The organism is Pseudomonas inefficax, assembly GCF_032164165.1.
Classification (GTDB): domain Bacteria; phylum Pseudomonadota; class Gammaproteobacteria; order Pseudomonadales; family Pseudomonadaceae; genus Aquipseudomonas; species Aquipseudomonas inefficax.
The window spans coordinates 1,502,669-1,519,709 of sequence record NZ_CP134401.1 but is presented as its reverse complement, the minus strand read 5'-3'; the positions used below and the strand labels follow the sequence as shown (position 1 = coordinate 1,519,709).

Genomic DNA, 17,041 nt, shown 5'->3' with positions numbered 1-17,041 from the left:
GCAATATCCGTATCCGGTTGAAAGGGCCGCGTCAGTCGCAGGGCAAACCACGCGCACGCAGGTTATCGACCAGGCGCTGCAGCAGGCGTTCCAGCTCTGGCAGCTGCAGGCCATGTCGGCCGGCGGCGCGGCAGGCGTGGCCAAGCAGGTAGTGCACCTCGGTGCGCCGGCCTGCGCGTACATCCTGGTACATGGAAGAGTAGTTGGCCGCAGTGGCGAGGATCACCCGCTGTACTTCTTCGTCCAGCCCGTCTGCCGCTTCTGGCTGGCCACAGCGGCGCAGCAGTTGGGCCAGCTCGGCGCACAGGGCGTCCACTTCGCCCAGATGTCCCAGCAGCCCGCCGTTCTGGCAGTCATGCAGCACGGTCAGCGGGTTGATGGCGCAGTTGAGTGCCAGCTTGCGCCACAGGCGGGTGAGGATATCCACCGTCCAGTCGGCGGGGATGCCGGCCTGATGCAGGTCATCGAACCAGGCCGGGGTCGTCGGGTTGCGAGGGTCACCCAGCCAGTTGAAGCCGTGGCCGGCAAAGCGTACCTGCCAGTCACCCTCGCGGAACGCCCCTTCGGTACTTGAGGCGAAGATGCAACGCGCGTGGGGCACCAGGTCGGCGACCTCGTCCTGGCTGCCCAGGCCGTTCTGCAGCAGCACCACTTCGGCGCCCTCGGCCAGACGCGCTGCCACGCCGGCGATGGCCGGGGCGGCGTCGTAGGCCTTGCAGGCCACCAGCAGGCGATGGATCGGGCCGCGTGCCTGCGCGGTTTCGGCGGGGATGGCGTAGTGGCGGGGCTGGTCCTGTTCGACCAGGGTCAGGCCACCGGCCTGCTGGTAGGCCTGCAGCCGTTGCCCGTCACGCAGGATCAGGCGCACTGCCTTGCCCGCGCGCGCCAGGCGGCAAGCCCACAGGCTGCCCAGGCTACCGGCGCCGAGAATATGCCAGGTGCTGCTCATATGCGTTTCGCAACCCGTTATAATGAGCCCGCATTTTAACCGTCAAACCCAGCGCGCTCCATCTTCAGCCTGAGCGCGCTTTTATTTTGGGAGAACAACCATGCCTTCGTTCGACGTGGTATCGGAACTGGACAAGCACGAAGTGCAGAACGCGGTCGACAACGCCATCAAGGACCTGGACCGTCGCTACGACCTCAAGGGCAAGGGCACCTTCGAGTTCAAGGACAAAGAGCAGACCGTGATGCTCACCGCCGAGGAAGAGTTCCAGCTCGAAGCGATGCTGGAAATCCTGCGCCTGGCGCTGGTCAAGCGCAAGATTGACGTGAAGTGCCTGGAAACCAAGGACCCGTACGCCTCGGGCAAGGAAAAGAAACAGGAAGCCAAATTCCGCGAAGGCATCGACAAGGACCTGGCGAAGAAGATTGTCGCCACCATCAAGGATGGCAAGCTGAAAGTGCAGGCCGCCATCCAGGGCGAGCAGGTACGCGTTACCGGTAAAAAGCGTGACGACCTGCAGGAAGCCATTGCCCTGCTGCGTACCAAGGAATTCGACATGCCATTGCAGTTCAACAACTTCCGCGACTGATCGCAGGGTTGTCCGGAACCCCGATGGCGTAATGATGTCCATGGGGGCCAAGGCCGCCGAACCGACGGCGGCCTGCTATACGTGTACATGCCGTTCGGCATCAGGAGATGAATATGGATTTGAACGCTGAAGTCGATCAGCTGGTCCGCCAATCGCAGACCTGGGTCCCCTTGATCATGGAATACGGCAGCCGCCTGCTGCTGGCACTGCTGACCTTGGCGATTGGCTGGTGGCTTACCAACGTGGTCAGCGATCGACTCGCCAGGCTGGTGGGTTTGCGCGTACAAGACCCGGCGCTGCAGGGCTTCATCCGCACCCTGGCCAACATAATCCTCAAGGTCATGCTGGCGATCAGCGTTGCCTCGATGATCGGCATTGAGACCACTTCGTTCGTGGCTGCGATTGGTGGTGCCACGCTGGCCATCGGCCTGGCCTTGCAAGGAAGCCTGGCGAACTTTGCCGGTGGCGTGTTGATCCTGTTGTTCCGCCCGTTCCGCATCGGTGACTGGATCGAGGCGCAAGGCGTGGCCGGCACCGTCGACAGCATCCAGATCTTCCACACCGTGCTGCGCACCGGTGACAACAAGACCGTGATCATGCCCAACGGCAGCCTGTCCAACGGCATCATCACCAACACCAACCGCCAGCCGACGCGCAAGGTGGTGTTCGATGTGGGCGTGGACTACGAGGCCGACCTGCAGAAGGCGCGCAACGTGCTGCTGGAGCTTGCGCAGGACCCACGCGTGCTGCCCGACCCGGCGCCGCAGGCAGTGGTCGCAACCTTGGGCGACAGTTCGATCACCGTGTCCTTGCGCTTGTGGACCAAGACCGCCGATTACTGGGATGTGATGTTCATGCTCAACGAGCATGCGCGTGACCGGTTGAAGGCCGAAGGGATCGACATTCCGTTCCCGCAGCGTGTGATTCGCGTGGTGCAGGAGACTGCAGCGCAGTAATACCGCGTTGTCATCGGTTGGGGCCGCTTCGCGCCCCTTCGCGACGCAAGGCCGCTCCTACAGGGAATCGCGTAACCCTTGTAGGAGCGGCCTTGCGTCGCGATGGGGCGCGAAGCGGCCCCGGCTTTTTACACTTGTTCACAGCAATACCCCGCCATTTCTGGCATATAGCCTGACCCCACCTGCCACACCTGATACGCCATCATGAAACCACTGCTGTACATCACCCCGCTGCGCGCCTTGCTGTTCGGCCTGACCCTGGCCCTGTTCGAGCTGCTTACCTATCTGGCCAGCGATGCCGTCATGCCTGCCATGCCGGTGGTGGTCGGCGACCTGAACGCCAGCCCCGAATACATTCCCCATGCTCTCAACCTGTACCTGCTGGGGGGCGTGGTGCTGCAATGGCTGATCGGTCCGCTGGCCGATCGCTATGGCCGGCGTCCGCTGCTGCTGATCGGCTGCGCGTTCTTCGGCCTGGCCTGCCTGGCCACCTTCTGGGTCCATGACATCGGCCTGTTCAACCTGCTGCGCCTGCTGCAGGGCATCGGCCTGGGCTTTGTGGTCACGGTCAGCTACCCGGCCCTGAACGAAGCCTTCAGCGAGGCGGACGCCGTGCGCATGATGGCCCTGCTGGCCAATATCGCCTTGCTCTCGCCATTGCTCGGGCCGCTGGTGGGCACCTTGCTGCTGCAGTGGCTGGATTGGCGCTGGCTGTTCGTGGCCTTTGCCATTGGCGCGGTTCTGGCCTGGCTGCTGCTGTACCGGCTGATGCCGGAAACGCTTGGTGTGGAGCGTCGTGACGGCTCTCGCCTGGCGTTCACGCCGATCCACCTGCTGCCGCTGCTGGCCGGTTACGGCCAGTTGCTGGCCAACCGCCGCTTTGTCGCTGGTAGCGCGGCCCTGGGCCTGGTCGGTCTGCCGCTGATTGGCTGGATCGGCCTGTCGCCGGTGCTGCTGATCCACGACGAGGGGTTGAGCACCATGGAATACGCCTTGTGGCAGTTGCCGGTGTTTGGCGGGTTGATCCTTGGCAACCTGATCATCAACCGCATCGCCGACCGCTATCCGCTGCCGGCACTGGTGCGTGGTGCATTGTGGCCATACCTGGCCGGGCTGTGCCTGATGGTGCTGGCGACCTGGTACTGGCCGAGCGTGACCAGCGTGGTGGCGGGCATGTCGCTGTACGCGCTGGGGTTGGGCGTGGCCAACGCGGTGCTGTATCGCATGACGCTGTTCGCCAGCGAGCAGAGCAAGGGCCTGGTCTCGGCCATGTTGGGGATGATCACCATTGCCTTGCTGGGGTTGGGTGGGGCGCTACTGGCGCTGATTGGTGCCGGGGCCAGCTTGCTGCACTTTGCCCTGGCGGCGGGGGTGGCGGGGGCCTTGGCGCTGTGGCCATTGTGGTTTGTGGTGGGTGGGCGAGCCGGGGCTGTTACCCAGTAATCTTCATTGCCTGAACCGGCTTCTTCGCGGGTAAACCCGCTCCCACAGGTACAGCACTGCCCTCGAGAGCTGTGCAGTCCCTGTGGGAGCGGGTTTACCCGCGAAGAGGCCGATACAGGCGGTACAGCCTCTTCAGGGCCTTTGCGCTGCTGAACTTTCCTCGCCCACCGGTTTACCCGGCCCCGCCTCCTGGCGCCACTGCAGAGCAATCAGGATCAAGGTGGGCACGCCCAGCAGGGCAGTGATCAGGAAGAAGTCGTGGTAACCGAACTTCTCTACCATGACCCCCGAATAGCCCCCGATCAGCCTTGGCAACAGCAGCATGATCGAGCTGAGCAACGCGTACTGGGTAGCCGAGAACTTCAAGTTGGTCAGGCTCGACAGGTAGGCGACAAAGGCCGAGGTGGCCATGCCGGAGCTGAAGTTGTCCAGCGAGATGGTCACCACCAGCATTTGCAGGTTCGGGCCCATGTCGGCCAGCATCAGGAACAGGATGTTGGTGCCCGCCGAGGCAGCACCGCCGATGAACAGGATCGGCATGATGCCGAAGCGCACGATCAGCAGGCCACCGATCCCGGCGCCGACCAGGGTCATGATCAGGCCGAAGATCTTGCTGACGCTGGCGATCTGGTCCTTGGTGAAGCCCATGTCGATGTAGAACACGTTGGCCATTACGCCCATCACCGTATCCGACATGCGATAGGTGGCGATCAGGCCGAGCAGCAGCAGGGCCTGCCAGCGGTAGCGTGCGATGAAGTCGTTGACCGGGGTCAGCACCGGCGCCAGGCCGCGACGGCCCAGGCTCGACAGGCACGCCCAGGTCAGCAGTACGTAGAGGATCAGGCGCAGGAAGGCGCGGTCTTCCAGCAACAGGTCCAGTGGCGTTGCATCACCGGAGATGACGCTGGACCAGCCGGTGTTGAACATCTGGGTGAAGCTGGCCGGTACCGAAACCAGCAGGATGATCAGCACGAACACCGATGCCAGCTGGTGCACCAGCCCATAGCGCGCTGCCGACAGCTGGGTACGCATGGGTACGGGCGGTTCGCGCATGATCAGGGTGGTGAACACGGCGGGCAGCATCATCACTGCAAACATGACGTAGGTGCCGGCCCAGGCCTTGTGCAGGTAGCTGAAGCCGGTAGAGCCGAACCATTCGGCGAAGAACAGGGCACCGGCCGTGGCCAGCAGGGCCGCCACGCGGTAGCCGGCCATGTAGCTGGCGGCGAGCGCAGCCTGGCGTTGGTCGTCGGCGATTTCCAGGCGGTAGGCATCGACGGCGATGTCCTGGGTAGCGGAGGCGAAGGCCACCAACACCGCCAATGCGATCAGCCATGACAAGTGTTGCTGCGGGTCGCACAGGCTCATGCCTACCAGCCCGACCACCACCAGCGCCTGCGACAGCAGCAGCCACGAACGCCGACGCCCAAGGCTGCCGAGCAGCGGCAGGCGCCATTGGTCGAGTAGCGGCGACCACACCCACTTGAAGGCATAGGCCAGGCCGATCAGGCTGGCGTAACCAATGGTCTCGCGGGCCACGCCCGCTTCGCGCAACCACACCGAAAGGGTGGAGAACACCAGCATGTAGGGCAGACCGGCGGCGAAGCCGAGCAGCAAAAGTACCAAGGTTGACGGGCTGGCATATGCAGCAAGCGCAGCGCGCCAGGTTTTACGGGGCATGGGCCAACATCTGCCTCAAGTTTGCGAAAACAAAGCGCGCACTCTAACCGCTGTGCTCCATCGGGCGCCAGCCATGGCGCGTCATATCCACACGATTGTTGGTTACATTCACACCCTCCGCGCGCAGTCGCGCCCTTTGTTCATCCCCCGACGGGGTACCCAGTGCCAGGCTCAGCCGGCCACCAGCGCCAAGCACCCGGTGCCAGGGCAGGCGAGTATCTGCAGGTAGTTGCCCAAGGGTGCGCCCGACCCAGCGTGCCGCCCGCCCAAGCCCCGCCAGCTCGGCCAGCTGGCCATAGCTGACGACCTTGCCGGGCGGCACCTGGCCGAGTACCGAATACAGCGCCGTTCGTCGGCCCTCGGCGGATTCCAGGGCGTGCTCATATCCGTCAGACATCAGGCCCCCATTGGGCTGCAGATGAAACCGGACCGGCGGTCTGGCAAATGAGAGTTGAACTCAACGGCATGCTCCCGGTCTTTCCTTGCTCTGGTCGTGGTTATCTGGATAATGCCCGGCTTTTTTCGCCAAATCGAACCCGTAGTCCGCAGATCATAGCCCGCTTATGTATTCTAGATCCCTGTTGTGCCTGCTTGCTGTTTCCCTGTGCGCCTCCCCGGTGTTCGCCGACACCGTGTGGATGAAAAACGGTGACCGGCTCAGCGGCAAGATCAAAGTCTTCGACGGCGGCAAGCTGCTGCTGGAAACCCCCTATGGCGGTTCCATCGCCCTGGACTGGAAAGAGGTCCAGACCCTGGAGAGCGACCAGGAGATGCTGGTCAAGCAGGACGCCTACAGCGGTGAGCGCGCCAAGTCGCTGAAGGCCGCCGAGCCCGGCAAGGTGACCCTGGCCAATGGCGAGGCACCGAAGACCGTGGAGCTGGCCAGCATCGAGCAGATCATGAAGCCCAAGCCCCTGGTCGAGGATTTCGTGTGGAAAGGCAACGTCGACGTGGCACTGGATTACAAGCGCGCCGAGAATGACACCGACGACTACGACGTCGGCTTCAAGACCAGCGCCCGCCATGGCCGCTGGCGGCACAACGCCGAAGGCGAGTACAACCGCGAGACCAAGGACGACGTCACCACCACCGACAACTGGAGTGCCGAGTACGCTCTGGACCGCTTCCTCACCGAAAAGTGGTTCTGGCAGGGGCGCGTGGAGTACAAGCGTGACCGCATCGAAGACCTCGCCCGCCAGCGCACCGTGGGTACCGGCCCGGGTTACCAGTTCTGGGACAACGAGCTGGGCGCGTTCTCGCTGGGTTCGCTGATCAACCGCACCGACTTCGAATACCAGGATGGCGCCAAGGACAACTTCTATTCCGCGGCGGTGAAGTGGGACTACACCCGCTACCTGATCGGCAAGAACGTGCAGCTGTTCACCAATGGCGAGTTCGCCAAGCCACTGGGTGGCGTGGCCGATTATGCGCTGGATGCCGAGGTTGGCCTGCGCTACAAGGTCACCGAGTGGGCCTCGCTCAACCTCAAGGCGGAGAAGGACATCATCACCGGTACGCGGGACAGTGACCTGGACAAGACCCGCTATACAGCTGGCTTCGGCGTTACCTGGTGAGTCTTTTGGGGCCGCTTTGCGGCCCATCGCGACACAAGGCCGCTCCTACAGGGGATCGCGTAAATCCTGTAGGAGCGGCCTTGCGTCGCGATGGGCTGCAAAGCAGCCCCATTGGCACTGGATCTGATAATGCTTATCTTGTCCCATCCAGCCCGCCATCAGGAGCCGCCCCCAAGTGAGTACCAACGCCATCCGCCCCGCCCGGGAACTGCTGCTCAAGGAATACCGCGGCGTGCTCTCGACTCATTCCAAGTCGATGCCCGGCTACCCCTTCGGCTCTGTCGTGCCGTACTGCCTGGATGCCCAGGGCAATCCGCTGATCCTCATCAGCCGCATCGCCCAGCACACCCACAACCTGCAGAAAGACCCCAAGTGCTCGCTGCTGGTGGGTGAGCGCGAAGCCGAGGACGTACAGGCGGTGGGGCGCCTGACGGTGATGGCCGAGGCGCACAAGCTGGTGGAGGAGGCCGCCATCGAGGCCGCCGCCGAGCGCTACTACCGCTTTTTCCCGGAAGCAGCCAACTACCACAAGGCCCACGACTTCGATTTCTGGGTGCTGCAGCCGGTGCGCCACCGCTACATCGGCGGCTTCGGCGCGATCCACTGGCTCGACCAGGTGACCCTGGCCAACCCGTTCGCCGGTAAAGCCGAGGCAAGCATGGTCGAGCACATGAACAACGACCACGCCAACGCCATCGCCCATTATGTGCAGCTGGCCGATTTGCCAAGCCGTGCGCCAGCGCAGATGGTCGGGGTGGACAGCGAAGGCATGCACCTGCGTATCGGCCAAGCGTTGCACTGGCTGCCTTTCCCGAGTATTTGCAACACGCCGACACAAGTCCGCGAAGCCCTGGTTTTGCTGGCTCGCGCCGACCAGTGGCCGGTTGCGACGGAAGTCGAGGGTTGAAAAGCCGAGCGCACGCATCCATCTGTTGGTCTTACAGGAAGGTTCTCTTCCGACGAGGAATGCTTTGATGCGTGCTTTTCTACTGCTGTTTCTCCTGTTTCCCGTGCTGGAGCTGTTCGTCTTCGTGAAGGTCAGTGCCGCCATCGGTTTCTTCCCGGCGCTGTTGCTGATCATTGCCGGCTCCGCCTTGGGTGTGCTGGTGATGCGCGTAGCCGGGCTGGCCACCGCATTGCGCGCCCGTGAAAGCCTGCAGCGTGGCGAGCTGCCCGCCGAGGACATGTTCCAGGGCATGATGCTGGCCGTTGGTGGTGGCCTGCTGTTGCTGCCTGGTTTCATCAGCGACGTGCTGGGCCTGCTGTGCCTGCTGCCCTTCACCCGTCACCTGGCTGCGCGCAAGATGCGCCAGCGTGCCGAGGCCCAGGCCATGCGCCAGCGCGCCTTCCAGGACGACCCGTTCCAGGCACGCCCACAGGATGGCGGCCATCGCCCGAACGTGATCGAGGGCGAGTACGAGCGCCGCGACAAGTAATAGCTGGGGGGCCGCTTTGGGCCCTTTCGCGACACAAGGCCGCTCCCACAGGGAATGCACACCTCCTGTGGGAGCGGCCTTGTGTCGCGAAAGGGGCGCGCAGCGGCCGCAGCTTTTTGCGGGGCCAAGGCGCTAATGAAAAATTTTCTGAAACAAGCCTTGTAATTGAATATGGCGGCCTCATGTAGTGGTCACCGCAAGGTTTCTGGTGGCAACACCAGTCATTACTCAGGCGGTTCGCCTTGGGCGAGCGGCCTTCCGGCAACGCCGGATAGCATTAACCCGCCGGTGTCGACACCGGCCGATGAAAACCACACTTTGGGAGAGATCGACAATGAAGCTTCGTCCTCTGCATGACCGCGTAGTCATCCGTCGCAGCGAAGAAGAATCGAAAACCGCTGGCGGTATCGTCCTGCCGGGTTCGGCCGCTGAAAAACCAAACCGCGGCGAAGTCGTCGCCGTCGGCACCGGTCGCATCCTGGACAACGGCGAAGTTCGCGCGCTGGCCGTGAAAGTGGGTGACAAAGTGGTTTTCGGCCCTTACTCGGGCAGCAACACCGTGAAAGTCGATGGCGAAGACCTGCTGGTCATGGCTGAAAACGAAATCCTCGCCGTTATCGAAGGCTGATTTCCCCCGACTTCCCGTTACTCCAAAGAATTTCCAAGGATTAAACGATCATGGCTGCTAAAGACGTAAAATTCGGCGACTCCGCTCGTAAGAAAATGCTGGTTGGTGTCAACGTTCTGGCTGACGCGGTAAAAGCGACCCTGGGCCCGAAAGGCCGCAACGTGGTGCTGGCCAAGAGCTTCGGCGCGCCGACCATCACCAAGGACGGCGTTTCCGTTGCCAAGGAAATCGAGCTGAAAGACGCTTTCGAAAACATGGGCGCCCAGCTGGTCAAGGAAGTTGCTTCCAAGGCCAACGACGCTGCCGGTGACGGCACCACTACCGCTACCGTTCTGGCTCAGGCCATCGTCAACGAAGGCCTGAAAGCCGTCGCTGCCGGCATGAACCCGATGGACCTGAAGCGCGGCATCGACAAGGCCACCGCTGCCGTCGTCGCCGAGCTGAAGAACCTGTCCAAGCCATGCGCCGACTCCAAGGCCATCGCCCAGGTAGGTACCATCTCCGCCAACTCCGACAACTCCATCGGTGAAATCATCGCCGAAGCCATGGAAAAGGTCGGTAAAGAAGGCGTGATCACCGTTGAAGAAGGCTCGGGCCTGGAAAACGAACTGTCGGTCGTGGAAGGCATGCAGTTCGACCGTGGCTACCTGTCGCCGTACTTCGTCAACAAGCCGGACACCATGGTTGCCGAGCTGGAAGGCCCGCTGCTGCTGCTGGTCGACAAGAAGATCTCCAACATCCGTGAGCTGCTGCCAGTTCTGGAAGCCGTTGCCAAGGCCGGCCGCCCACTGCTGATCGTTGCCGAGGACGTTGAAGGCGAAGCCCTGGCTACCCTGGTAGTCAACAACATGCGCGGCATCGTCAAGGTTGCTGCGGTCAAGGCTCCGGGCTTCGGCGACCGCCGCAAGGCCATGCTGCAGGACATCGCCGTCCTGACTGGCGGCCAGGTCATCTCCGAAGAAATCGGCCTGTCCCTGGAAACCGCTACCCTGGAGCACCTGGGTAACGCCAAGCGCGTCATCCTGTCCAAGGAAAACACCACCATCATCGACGGCGCTGGCGCCGACGGCGAGATCGAAGCACGCGTCAAGCAGATCCGTGCCCAGATCGAAGAAACTTCCTCGGACTACGACCGTGAGAAGCTGCAAGAGCGTCTGGCCAAGCTGGCTGGCGGTGTTGCCGTGATCAAGGTTGGTGCCGGCACCGAAGTTGAAATGAAAGAGAAGAAAGCCCGCGTTGAAGACGCCCTGCACGCTACCCGTGCAGCCGTTGAAGAAGGCGTGGTGCCTGGCGGTGGTGTGGCCCTGGTTCGCTCCCTGGCTGCCATTGTCAACCTCAAAGGTGACAACGAAGACCAGAACGTCGGTATCGCCCTGCTGCGTCGCGCCGTTGAAGCGCCGCTGCGCCAGATCACTGCCAACGCCGGCGATGAGCCAAGCGTTGTCGCTGACAAGGTCAAGCAAGGCTCGGGTAACTTCGGTTACAACGCTGCTACCGGCGAATACGGCGACATGATCGAGATGGGCATCCTGGACCCAGCCAAGGTCACTCGTTCGGCGCTGCAAGCTGCTGCTTCGATCGGCGGTCTGATGATCACCACCGAAGCCATGGTTGCCGACCTGCCGGAAGACAAGCCAGCTGCTGGCATGCCTGACATGGGCGGCATGGGTGGCATGGGCGGCATGATGTAAGCCAGCCTTACCCCCTGCGCCATCAAAAAGCCCCGGTTCGCGAGAGCCGGGGCTTTTTTGTTTTCCTGTTGGGGCCATTGGGGCTGCTGCGCAGCCCATCGCGACGCAAGGCCGCTCCTTGTATGTTGTGTCTGGCCTAGCGGGAGAGGTTATTCTCGTCGGGCTGAAGAAGCACTTCCGGGGAGGCCGATCGCTCCTGAAGGCAGGCATTGCCCCTGACCTTGTATGTAGAGAGGCCCCCCGCCTCATTGCCCACTGCGAAGAGTATCGAGAAGCCGACAAGTCGGACTTCGCATTACAAGGTTGCAGCAGCATGAAGTTCGAGGTCGGGGAACCGGAGGCCATTGTTACCTAACTCGCTTGGAGAGGGAAGAAATGAGTGTCTGGGTTGGCGTCGATATCGGCTCACGTACTTCGGTCGTTGCGGTGCGTAAAGATGGGCGTCCGGCCGGACAGTGGGATATCGCTCAAACCCCTGCAGGCCGTAAGGCTGCGGTGAAAAAGCTGCTGGCACTCAAACCCAAGTCGATCGTGATGGAGGCGACCGGAATCTATTACCTGGACTTGGCCCTTGAGCTACATGCGGCTGACCTTCCTGTATCCGTGATCAACCCCAAGAGCTTCCACAATTTCGCCAAACTAATGCTGGTGAACAGCAAGACCGATGCAATAGATGCTCAACTGCTGTCCGAGTACGGCGAGCGTATGACACCGCGCTTGTGGACACCTCCAAGCCTTGTGCAGCTTGAGCTGAGGGCTCTGGGGCGACACATCAATCGTTTGGTGGGGCATCGTACAAGGGCGAAGAACGAACTGCATGCATTGCAGGCGACCGCTACAACCGTGTCGATGCTGATCGAGGATCAGGAGGAAGCGATTGCTTCACTGGATAATCGAATTGAGCGCTTTCGTAAGGCGGGCCGCGAGCTGGTCGCCCAGTGTCCGACGCTTACTCGGCAGTACAAGCAGCTGCTCGCAGGGCCTGGGATGGGAGAAGTCTCGGCACTTGCGGCATTGGCTGAACTGACCATCCTTCCTCAAATACTCAAGTCCTCGCAGGTAGCTCGCCACGCGGGTCTCGATGTTCGACAGACCCAATCGGGAACGAGCATTGATAAGCCCGGCAGACTCGGCAAAAGTGGGAATGCTTATCTACGGGCAGCCATGTACATGCCTGCCTTGACCGCAGTGCGCTGCGACCCTTATGCGAAGGCTTTTTACGAGTCGTTGGTCAACAGGGGCAAGAAGAAAATGCAGGCTATCGCTGCGGTCATGCGCAAGTACCTGACAGGCATCTGGGCATGCATGCGCGGGGATGAGCCATTTGATACGGCCAAGCTTTTCAGCTCTGAACACCTCAGAAAAGCTTGACCGCCAACAGAGTATCTACAAGGGATCGCGTAATCTGTAGGAGCGGCCTTGTGTCGCGAATGGGCCGCAAAGCGGCCCCCTGGGTCAGGCGACGCTACGCTCAGCGGCAGATACCTCAGCCATCCCCCGCCGATAAAGAACCAGGTAATACGACCCCAACCCGATCAACCAGCAGAACACCGCCGTCCACACGTTATGCGACAGGAAGTGCGCCCCCTGCATCATCCGCCCCAGCGACAGCACCGACCCCGCCACGAAGGCCACTGTCAACGCCACCCGCGCCAGCCTCGGCTTGCGATCGCGCAACATGAAGAACAGCCCGAACAGGCAGAACCCGGTTGCGGCATGCCCGCCCGGCCAGCACAGCCCGGGCTTGTCGGTCGCTGGCCGCGGCTCCAGCAGCTTGCTGTAGGTTTCCTTCCCGCCAAACTGGGTCAGGCTCCACGGGCATTGCACTTGGGTCACTTTCTTCAGCGGTGTGACAAACGCCGTGGACAGGCCCAGTGCCAGCACCAGGCAGCCCAGCTCGCGGCGCCAGCCGAACAGGCGCTTCCAGAAGAAGCTGGCAGCAAAGGTCACCAGCGACATCACTCCCAGCAGGATCACCCCTTGCTTGACCCGGTCATGCAGGATGTTCTCCAGCAAATAGCTGTGGCGGCCGATGAATTGCCCGGCGGCGGGGTCGAAGAACAGGTTGGCAATGTCCATGTCGACCGAGGTCAGTTCCAGCAGGATCAGGCCCAACGCCGTCGCCAGGGGTAGCCCCAGGTACAGCCAGAAATTGATCGGGCGGGGGCGGGTTGGTTGCTGCATGGCGGCTCCAGGGCGCGAAAAAGATCGGGCATTGTCGGCCGCCCGCTATCCTGTGTCCGTGAAGGATCAGTGAAAAAACCGTCAAGTGCGCTGAATTTTCCCTGGGGCTGGCACCCTGCAGGCATAGGCCTTAAGCTGCGCCTGCCGCGCACCACAGCGAGAAGCGCCGCACAGGAGAAACCGATGCGCATTCTTTTGGTTGAAGACAACCGCGATATCCTGGCCAACCTGGCCGACTACCTGGGGATGAAGGGCTACACCGTCGACTGCGCCCAGGATGGCCTGTCCGGCCTGCACCTGGCTGCCACCGAGCACTACGACCTGATAGTGCTCGACATCATGTTGCCGGGCATCGACGGCTATACACTGTGCAAGCGCCTGCGCGAAGACGCCCGCCGCGACACGCCGGTGATCATGCTCACCGCCCGCGACCAACTGGACGACCGCCTGCAGGGCTTCCGCTCCGGTGCCGACGATTACCTGCTCAAGCCCTTCGCCCTGTCGGAGCTGGCCGCCCGCATCGAAGCGGTGCTGCGCCGGGCCCAGGGCGGCGGGCGCCGCACCTTGCAGGTGGCCGACCTCAGCTATGACCTCGACACGCTCGAAGTCACCCGCCAGGGCCGCCTGCTCAAGCTCAACCCGGTCGGCCTCAAGCTGCTGGCGGTGCTGATGCAGAAAAGCCCGCACGTATTGCGTCGCGAAGTGCTGGAAGAAGCCCTTTGGGGGGATGACTGCCCTGACAGCGACAGCCTGCGCAGCCACGTGCACCAGCTGCGCCAGGTAATCGACAAGCCGTTCGAAAAACCGCTGCTGCATACCGTCCATGGCGTCGGCTATCGCCTCGCCGAGGGCCGTGATGGAGTTTAAGCAAAGCCTTGCCCAGCGCATCATCATCGCCTTTGCCCTGATGAGCGCGCTGGTGGCCGGGGCCTTCGCCTTCGGCATCGTCGGCACTGTGCACCTGGTCGAAGAACGGCTGATTTCCACGGTATTGGGGGGCGACCTGCAGCGCCTGCTGCGCATGGACAGCGTCAGTGACTGGAGCCACCGGCCACGCCCCGACCAGCTGTTCTACTTCAGCGGCGGGCGTGACGATTTCGAGCTGCCCAAAGACCTGCGCCACCTCGACCGAGGCTTCCATGAGGTGTTCCGCGACCAGTTGTCGTACCACGCCATGGTCGAGATCGTCGACGGCCGCCGTTACGTACTGCTGCAGGACCAGAGCGACTTCGAGGAACGCGAACGCCTGCTGTTCGCGGTGGTGGTGGTGGGCTTCGTGCTCAGCCTGGTGCTGGCGGTCATTCTTGGCTGGCTGGTGGCGCGTCGGGTGATGGCGCCGGTTATCCGCCTGGCGCGCCAGGTACGCCACCGTGACCAGTTGCTGGGCCTGGCCCCGCCGCTTGCGCCGGACTATGCCGCGGACGAAGTCGGCCAGCTGGCGGTCGCCTTTGACGATACCCTGGGCCGCCTGCGCGATGCGCTGACCCGCGAACGGTTGTTCACCAGCGACGTCAGCCATGAACTGCGTACGCCCTTGATGGTGCTTGCTACCTCATGCGAACTGCTGATGGAAAACCCGACGCTGGATGCCCGCTCGCGCAGCCAGGTGGAGCGCGTGGCCAGAGCCACGGAAGAAATGCGCGAACTGGTCAAGACCTTCCTGATGCTGGCCCGGGCACAGCGCGACGAGGGCGCGGTGGCTTCGCGGGCCACCCTGCGGGAGGTGGCTGATGAACTGGTCGGGGTCTGGCGCGACACTATCGAGCAGAAGGGCCTGGCCCTGTATTTCGATGGCCGCGTCAGTGCCAGCCCAGTGCTGTACAACGCTACCTTCCTGCAGTCGGTGATGGGCAACCTGCTGCGCAATGCCGCGCACTACACCGATAGCGGCTATATCCGCCTGAGCCTGGAAGCCAACGGCTTCAGCGTGGAGGACAGCGGCGTGGGCATCCCGGAGGAGCAGCGCGAGGCGATGTTCCGGCCGTTCGTGCGCGGCGATGAGCGGCGCGGCGAGGGCCTGGGCCTGGGCCTGTCGCTGGTACAGCGGATCTGCGATGACCAGGGCTGGCATGTCACCCTGACCTCGACCTTGCCGCACGGCTGCCGTTTCAGGGTGGACCTGAGCAATACCGCAGCCAAGGGCGACCCAGAGGCTTTGGTCGAGTAATCTGTTGTAACAGGTCATTCGGCGCTCAACATATTTTTCACATCAGCATGACCTGATTCCTACGCTTGCTTACCTAATGTGGGCGGAATGGAGTCAGGAGATGCCCAATGCGTAGCCCCATCAAGCTTGAATTTTCCGAGAAGTACGACAAAGAACATGCGCGTGAGTACTTTCTCAAGCACCAGGATGGCCTGGCGCGACGCCTTTCCCACAAGCGTGATGAGCAGTTGGCGCGCCGCGCCTTGGCATTGGCTGGTGAGCCTGGCCTGGTCCTCGACCTGCCATGCGGCGCCGGCCGCTTCTGGCCATTGCTGGCAGAAAAGCCCAACCGGGTGATCATTGGCGCCGACAACTCCGAAGCGATGATCGAGACAGCCTGTGCCGCGCAAGCGCCAGAGGTGGTGGCACGGGTACGGCCTTTGCAGACATCGGCATTTGCCATCGACTTGCCGGACAACTCGGTGGACAGCATCTTCTGCATGCGCTTGTTCCACCACATCGGCGAAGCAGCGCACAGAAAGACCATTCTGTCGGAATTTCAACGGGTTAGCCGTGATAGTGTGATCCTGTCATTGTGGGTGGATGGTAACTTCAAGGCCTGGCGCCGAAAAAAGCTGGAACAGCGTCGCAGCGCCAGGAAAGGCGACCAGGACAATTACCAGAACCGCTTTGTGTTACCGGCCGACACGGTCGAAGAAGAATTCCGAGCCGCCGGCTTCAGAATCCAGGAACGCCTCGACTTTCTGCCGTTCTATGCCATGTGGCGGGTCTATGTATTGCGTAAGGGGTAGTGTTTGATGGCTGTAGCCCAGAAAGGGGAGTCGCGGTTCGATTTTTACTGGCGCCAGCAGGGCGAGTGGGTCGAGGAGCCTAACCAGCGCCGTGGTGGCGAGAGTGGTGTGCAACGCCTCGACGATGGCAATGGCAAGCTGCTGTATGCCAAGCGCCAGGTCGGGCATATCTACCGCAGCGTGCTGCACCCTTTCGGCCGGCCGACCGTATTGCGTGAGCTCGATGCGTTGAACAGCTTCGAGCAACTGGGCGTGCGTGTACCGCGCATCGTCTTCTGTGGCGCCGAGCGTGGTGCCGACCACCAGTGGCGTGCGCTGCTGGTGAGCGAAGCACTCGACGGTTTCGTCGAACTCGACACCTGGCATGCCGAAGGTGCCCGCGAGCGTTATCCGCAGGTGGTGCATGAGCGCATGCTCAAGGACCTGGCGGACAACCTGGCGCGCATGCATCTGGGGCATTGGCAGCACGGCTGCCTGTATGGCAAGCATGTATTCATCAAGGTGATTGGCGAGGGCGAGCAGGCCCGCGTCGAGGTCGCCCTGCTGGATCTGGAAAAATGCCGGCGGCGCATCAGTTGCCAGCGCGCGGCGGGCAATGACCTGCGCCAACTGCGCCGCCATTCGTCGCTGAATGACGCGGAATGGCAAACACTGCTCTACTTTTACCAGATGGCGTTTGGCAGCGCTGTCAAAGGGTTAGAGCAATGAAACTAGAAATAGCTCGAGCTTTGTTCCTGGTAGCTGGCCTGGCGGTGACCACCGTGGCGGTGGCTGCTTGGGAAGAGCCGAGGCCGACAGTGTTCAGCAAGGCCGAGCTGGCCGACCAGTGCGCGTTGCCGCGGGATGTGAAGCCGCAGCAACAGGCCAAGGCCGCGCCGGATCAGGACCTGTTGCTGTTCCTTTTCGGCTTGCGTCAGGGGTTGCGGCCGTTCGGTTGAACCCGGTGCAGTCAGAAA

At 62.3% G+C, this 17,041-nt stretch carries 18 protein-coding genes; 14 read left to right on the top strand and 4 right to left on the bottom strand.

Going from position 1 to position 17,041, the window contains the following annotated elements:
* Window positions 1-31 precede the first annotated feature (31 nt).
* On the bottom strand, window positions 32-949 hold the full coding sequence (locus tag RIN61_RS06775) for a putative 2-dehydropantoate 2-reductase (protein WP_207877974.1): 918 nt from the start codon (window positions 947-949) through the stop codon (window positions 32-34).
* A 100-nt stretch (window positions 950-1,049) separates the two neighbouring features.
* Between RIN61_RS06775 and RIN61_RS06770 the strand changes: the two genes are divergently transcribed.
* The 3 genes from RIN61_RS06770 to RIN61_RS06760 all read left to right on the top strand — a co-directional run bounded on the left by RIN61_RS06770 (window position 1,050) and on the right by RIN61_RS06760 (window position 3,934).
* The gene (locus RIN61_RS06770; protein ID WP_016713577.1) at window positions 1,050-1,535 is read left to right on the top strand and encodes a YajQ family cyclic di-GMP-binding protein; all 486 of its coding nucleotides are present in this window, start codon (window positions 1,050-1,052) and stop codon (window positions 1,533-1,535) included.
* 113 nt (window positions 1,536-1,648) lie between these two features.
* Window positions 1,649-2,491 (top strand): mechanosensitive ion channel family protein, encoded by an 843-nt coding sequence (locus RIN61_RS06765; protein WP_046616540.1) that lies wholly within the window; start codon window positions 1,649-1,651, stop codon window positions 2,489-2,491.
* A gap of 204 nt (window positions 2,492-2,695) precedes the next feature.
* Window positions 2,696-3,934, top strand: coding sequence for an MFS transporter (locus tag RIN61_RS06760; RefSeq protein ID WP_112250329.1), 1,239 nt, complete (start codon window positions 2,696-2,698; stop codon window positions 3,932-3,934).
* A gap of 132 nt (window positions 3,935-4,066) precedes the next feature.
* On the opposite strand, the gene RIN61_RS06755 is transcribed toward RIN61_RS06760, so the two are convergent.
* Both RIN61_RS06755 and RIN61_RS06750 read right to left on the bottom strand, forming a co-directional pair.
* On the bottom strand, window positions 4,067-5,614 hold the full coding sequence (locus RIN61_RS06755) for an AmpG family muropeptide MFS transporter (protein ID WP_112250330.1): 1,548 nt from the start codon (window positions 5,612-5,614) through the stop codon (window positions 4,067-4,069).
* Window positions 5,615-5,657: 43 nt separating this feature from the next.
* Window positions 5,658-6,011 (bottom strand): MGMT family protein, encoded by a 354-nt coding sequence (locus RIN61_RS06750; protein ID WP_112250331.1) that lies wholly within the window; start codon window positions 6,009-6,011, stop codon window positions 5,658-5,660.
* Between the two features lie 166 nt (window positions 6,012-6,177).
* On the opposite strand from RIN61_RS06750, the gene RIN61_RS06745 reads away from it, so the two are divergent.
* From RIN61_RS06745 to RIN61_RS06720, 6 genes are all read left to right on the top strand, one after another.
* Window positions 6,178-7,188 carry a DUF481 domain-containing protein gene (locus tag RIN61_RS06745; RefSeq protein ID WP_112250332.1) on the top strand — a complete coding sequence of 337 codons (1,011 nt, stop codon included), beginning with the start codon at window positions 6,178-6,180 and terminating at the stop codon, window positions 7,186-7,188.
* A gap of 175 nt (window positions 7,189-7,363) precedes the next feature.
* Window positions 7,364-8,095, top strand: coding sequence for a HugZ family pyridoxamine 5'-phosphate oxidase (locus RIN61_RS06740; protein WP_207879788.1), 732 nt, complete (start codon window positions 7,364-7,366; stop codon window positions 8,093-8,095).
* Window positions 8,096-8,162: 67 nt separating this feature from the next.
* The gene (locus RIN61_RS06735) at window positions 8,163-8,624 is read left to right on the top strand and encodes an FxsA family protein (protein ID WP_207879790.1); all 462 of its coding nucleotides are present in this window, start codon (window positions 8,163-8,165) and stop codon (window positions 8,622-8,624) included.
* Window positions 8,625-8,958: 334 nt separating this feature from the next.
* Window positions 8,959-9,252, top strand: coding sequence for a co-chaperone GroES (locus tag RIN61_RS06730; RefSeq protein ID WP_003260750.1), 294 nt, complete (start codon window positions 8,959-8,961; stop codon window positions 9,250-9,252).
* Between the two features lie 50 nt (window positions 9,253-9,302).
* Complete coding sequence (gene groL / locus RIN61_RS06725; protein WP_085626533.1) at window positions 9,303-10,943, top strand: chaperonin GroEL; 1,641 nt, start codon at window positions 9,303-9,305, stop codon at window positions 10,941-10,943.
* A gap of 375 nt (window positions 10,944-11,318) precedes the next feature.
* Window positions 11,319-12,314, top strand: coding sequence for an IS110 family RNA-guided transposase (locus RIN61_RS06720; RefSeq protein ID WP_313855045.1), 996 nt, complete (start codon window positions 11,319-11,321; stop codon window positions 12,312-12,314).
* A gap of 84 nt (window positions 12,315-12,398) precedes the next feature.
* Here RIN61_RS06720 and RIN61_RS06715 read toward each other — a convergent pair whose 3' ends face one another.
* Window positions 12,399-13,127: a phosphatase PAP2 family protein gene (locus RIN61_RS06715; protein ID WP_207879792.1), complete on the bottom strand. Its 729-nt coding sequence runs from the start codon at window positions 13,125-13,127 to the stop codon at window positions 12,399-12,401.
* Between the two features lie 183 nt (window positions 13,128-13,310).
* On the opposite strand from RIN61_RS06715, the gene colR reads away from it, so the two are divergent.
* The 5 genes from colR to RIN61_RS06690 all read left to right on the top strand — a co-directional run bounded on the left by colR (window position 13,311) and on the right by RIN61_RS06690 (window position 17,023).
* Window positions 13,311-13,994, top strand: coding sequence for a two-component system response regulator ColR (gene colR, locus RIN61_RS06710; protein ID WP_003255215.1), 684 nt, complete (start codon window positions 13,311-13,313; stop codon window positions 13,992-13,994).
* Window positions 13,984-15,294 carry a sensor histidine kinase gene (locus RIN61_RS06705; RefSeq protein ID WP_112250340.1) on the top strand — a complete coding sequence of 437 codons (1,311 nt, stop codon included), beginning with the start codon at window positions 13,984-13,986 and terminating at the stop codon, window positions 15,292-15,294. Before colR ends, RIN61_RS06705 begins: the two co-directional genes overlap by 11 nt.
* Before the next feature lie 107 nt (window positions 15,295-15,401).
* Window positions 15,402-16,085, top strand: coding sequence for a class I SAM-dependent methyltransferase (locus RIN61_RS06700; protein ID WP_112250342.1), 684 nt, complete (start codon window positions 15,402-15,404; stop codon window positions 16,083-16,085).
* A gap of 6 nt (window positions 16,086-16,091) precedes the next feature.
* A complete protein-coding gene (locus RIN61_RS06695; RefSeq protein WP_112250344.1) occupies window positions 16,092-16,793 on the top strand; it encodes a lipopolysaccharide kinase InaA family protein in 702 nt (233 codons plus the stop codon).
* Entirely contained in the window at window positions 16,790-17,023 is a 234-nt protein-coding gene (locus tag RIN61_RS06690) for a hypothetical protein (RefSeq protein WP_112250346.1), read from the top strand. Before RIN61_RS06695 ends, RIN61_RS06690 begins: the two co-directional genes overlap by 4 nt.
* Window positions 17,024-17,041: the final 18 nt, after the last annotated feature.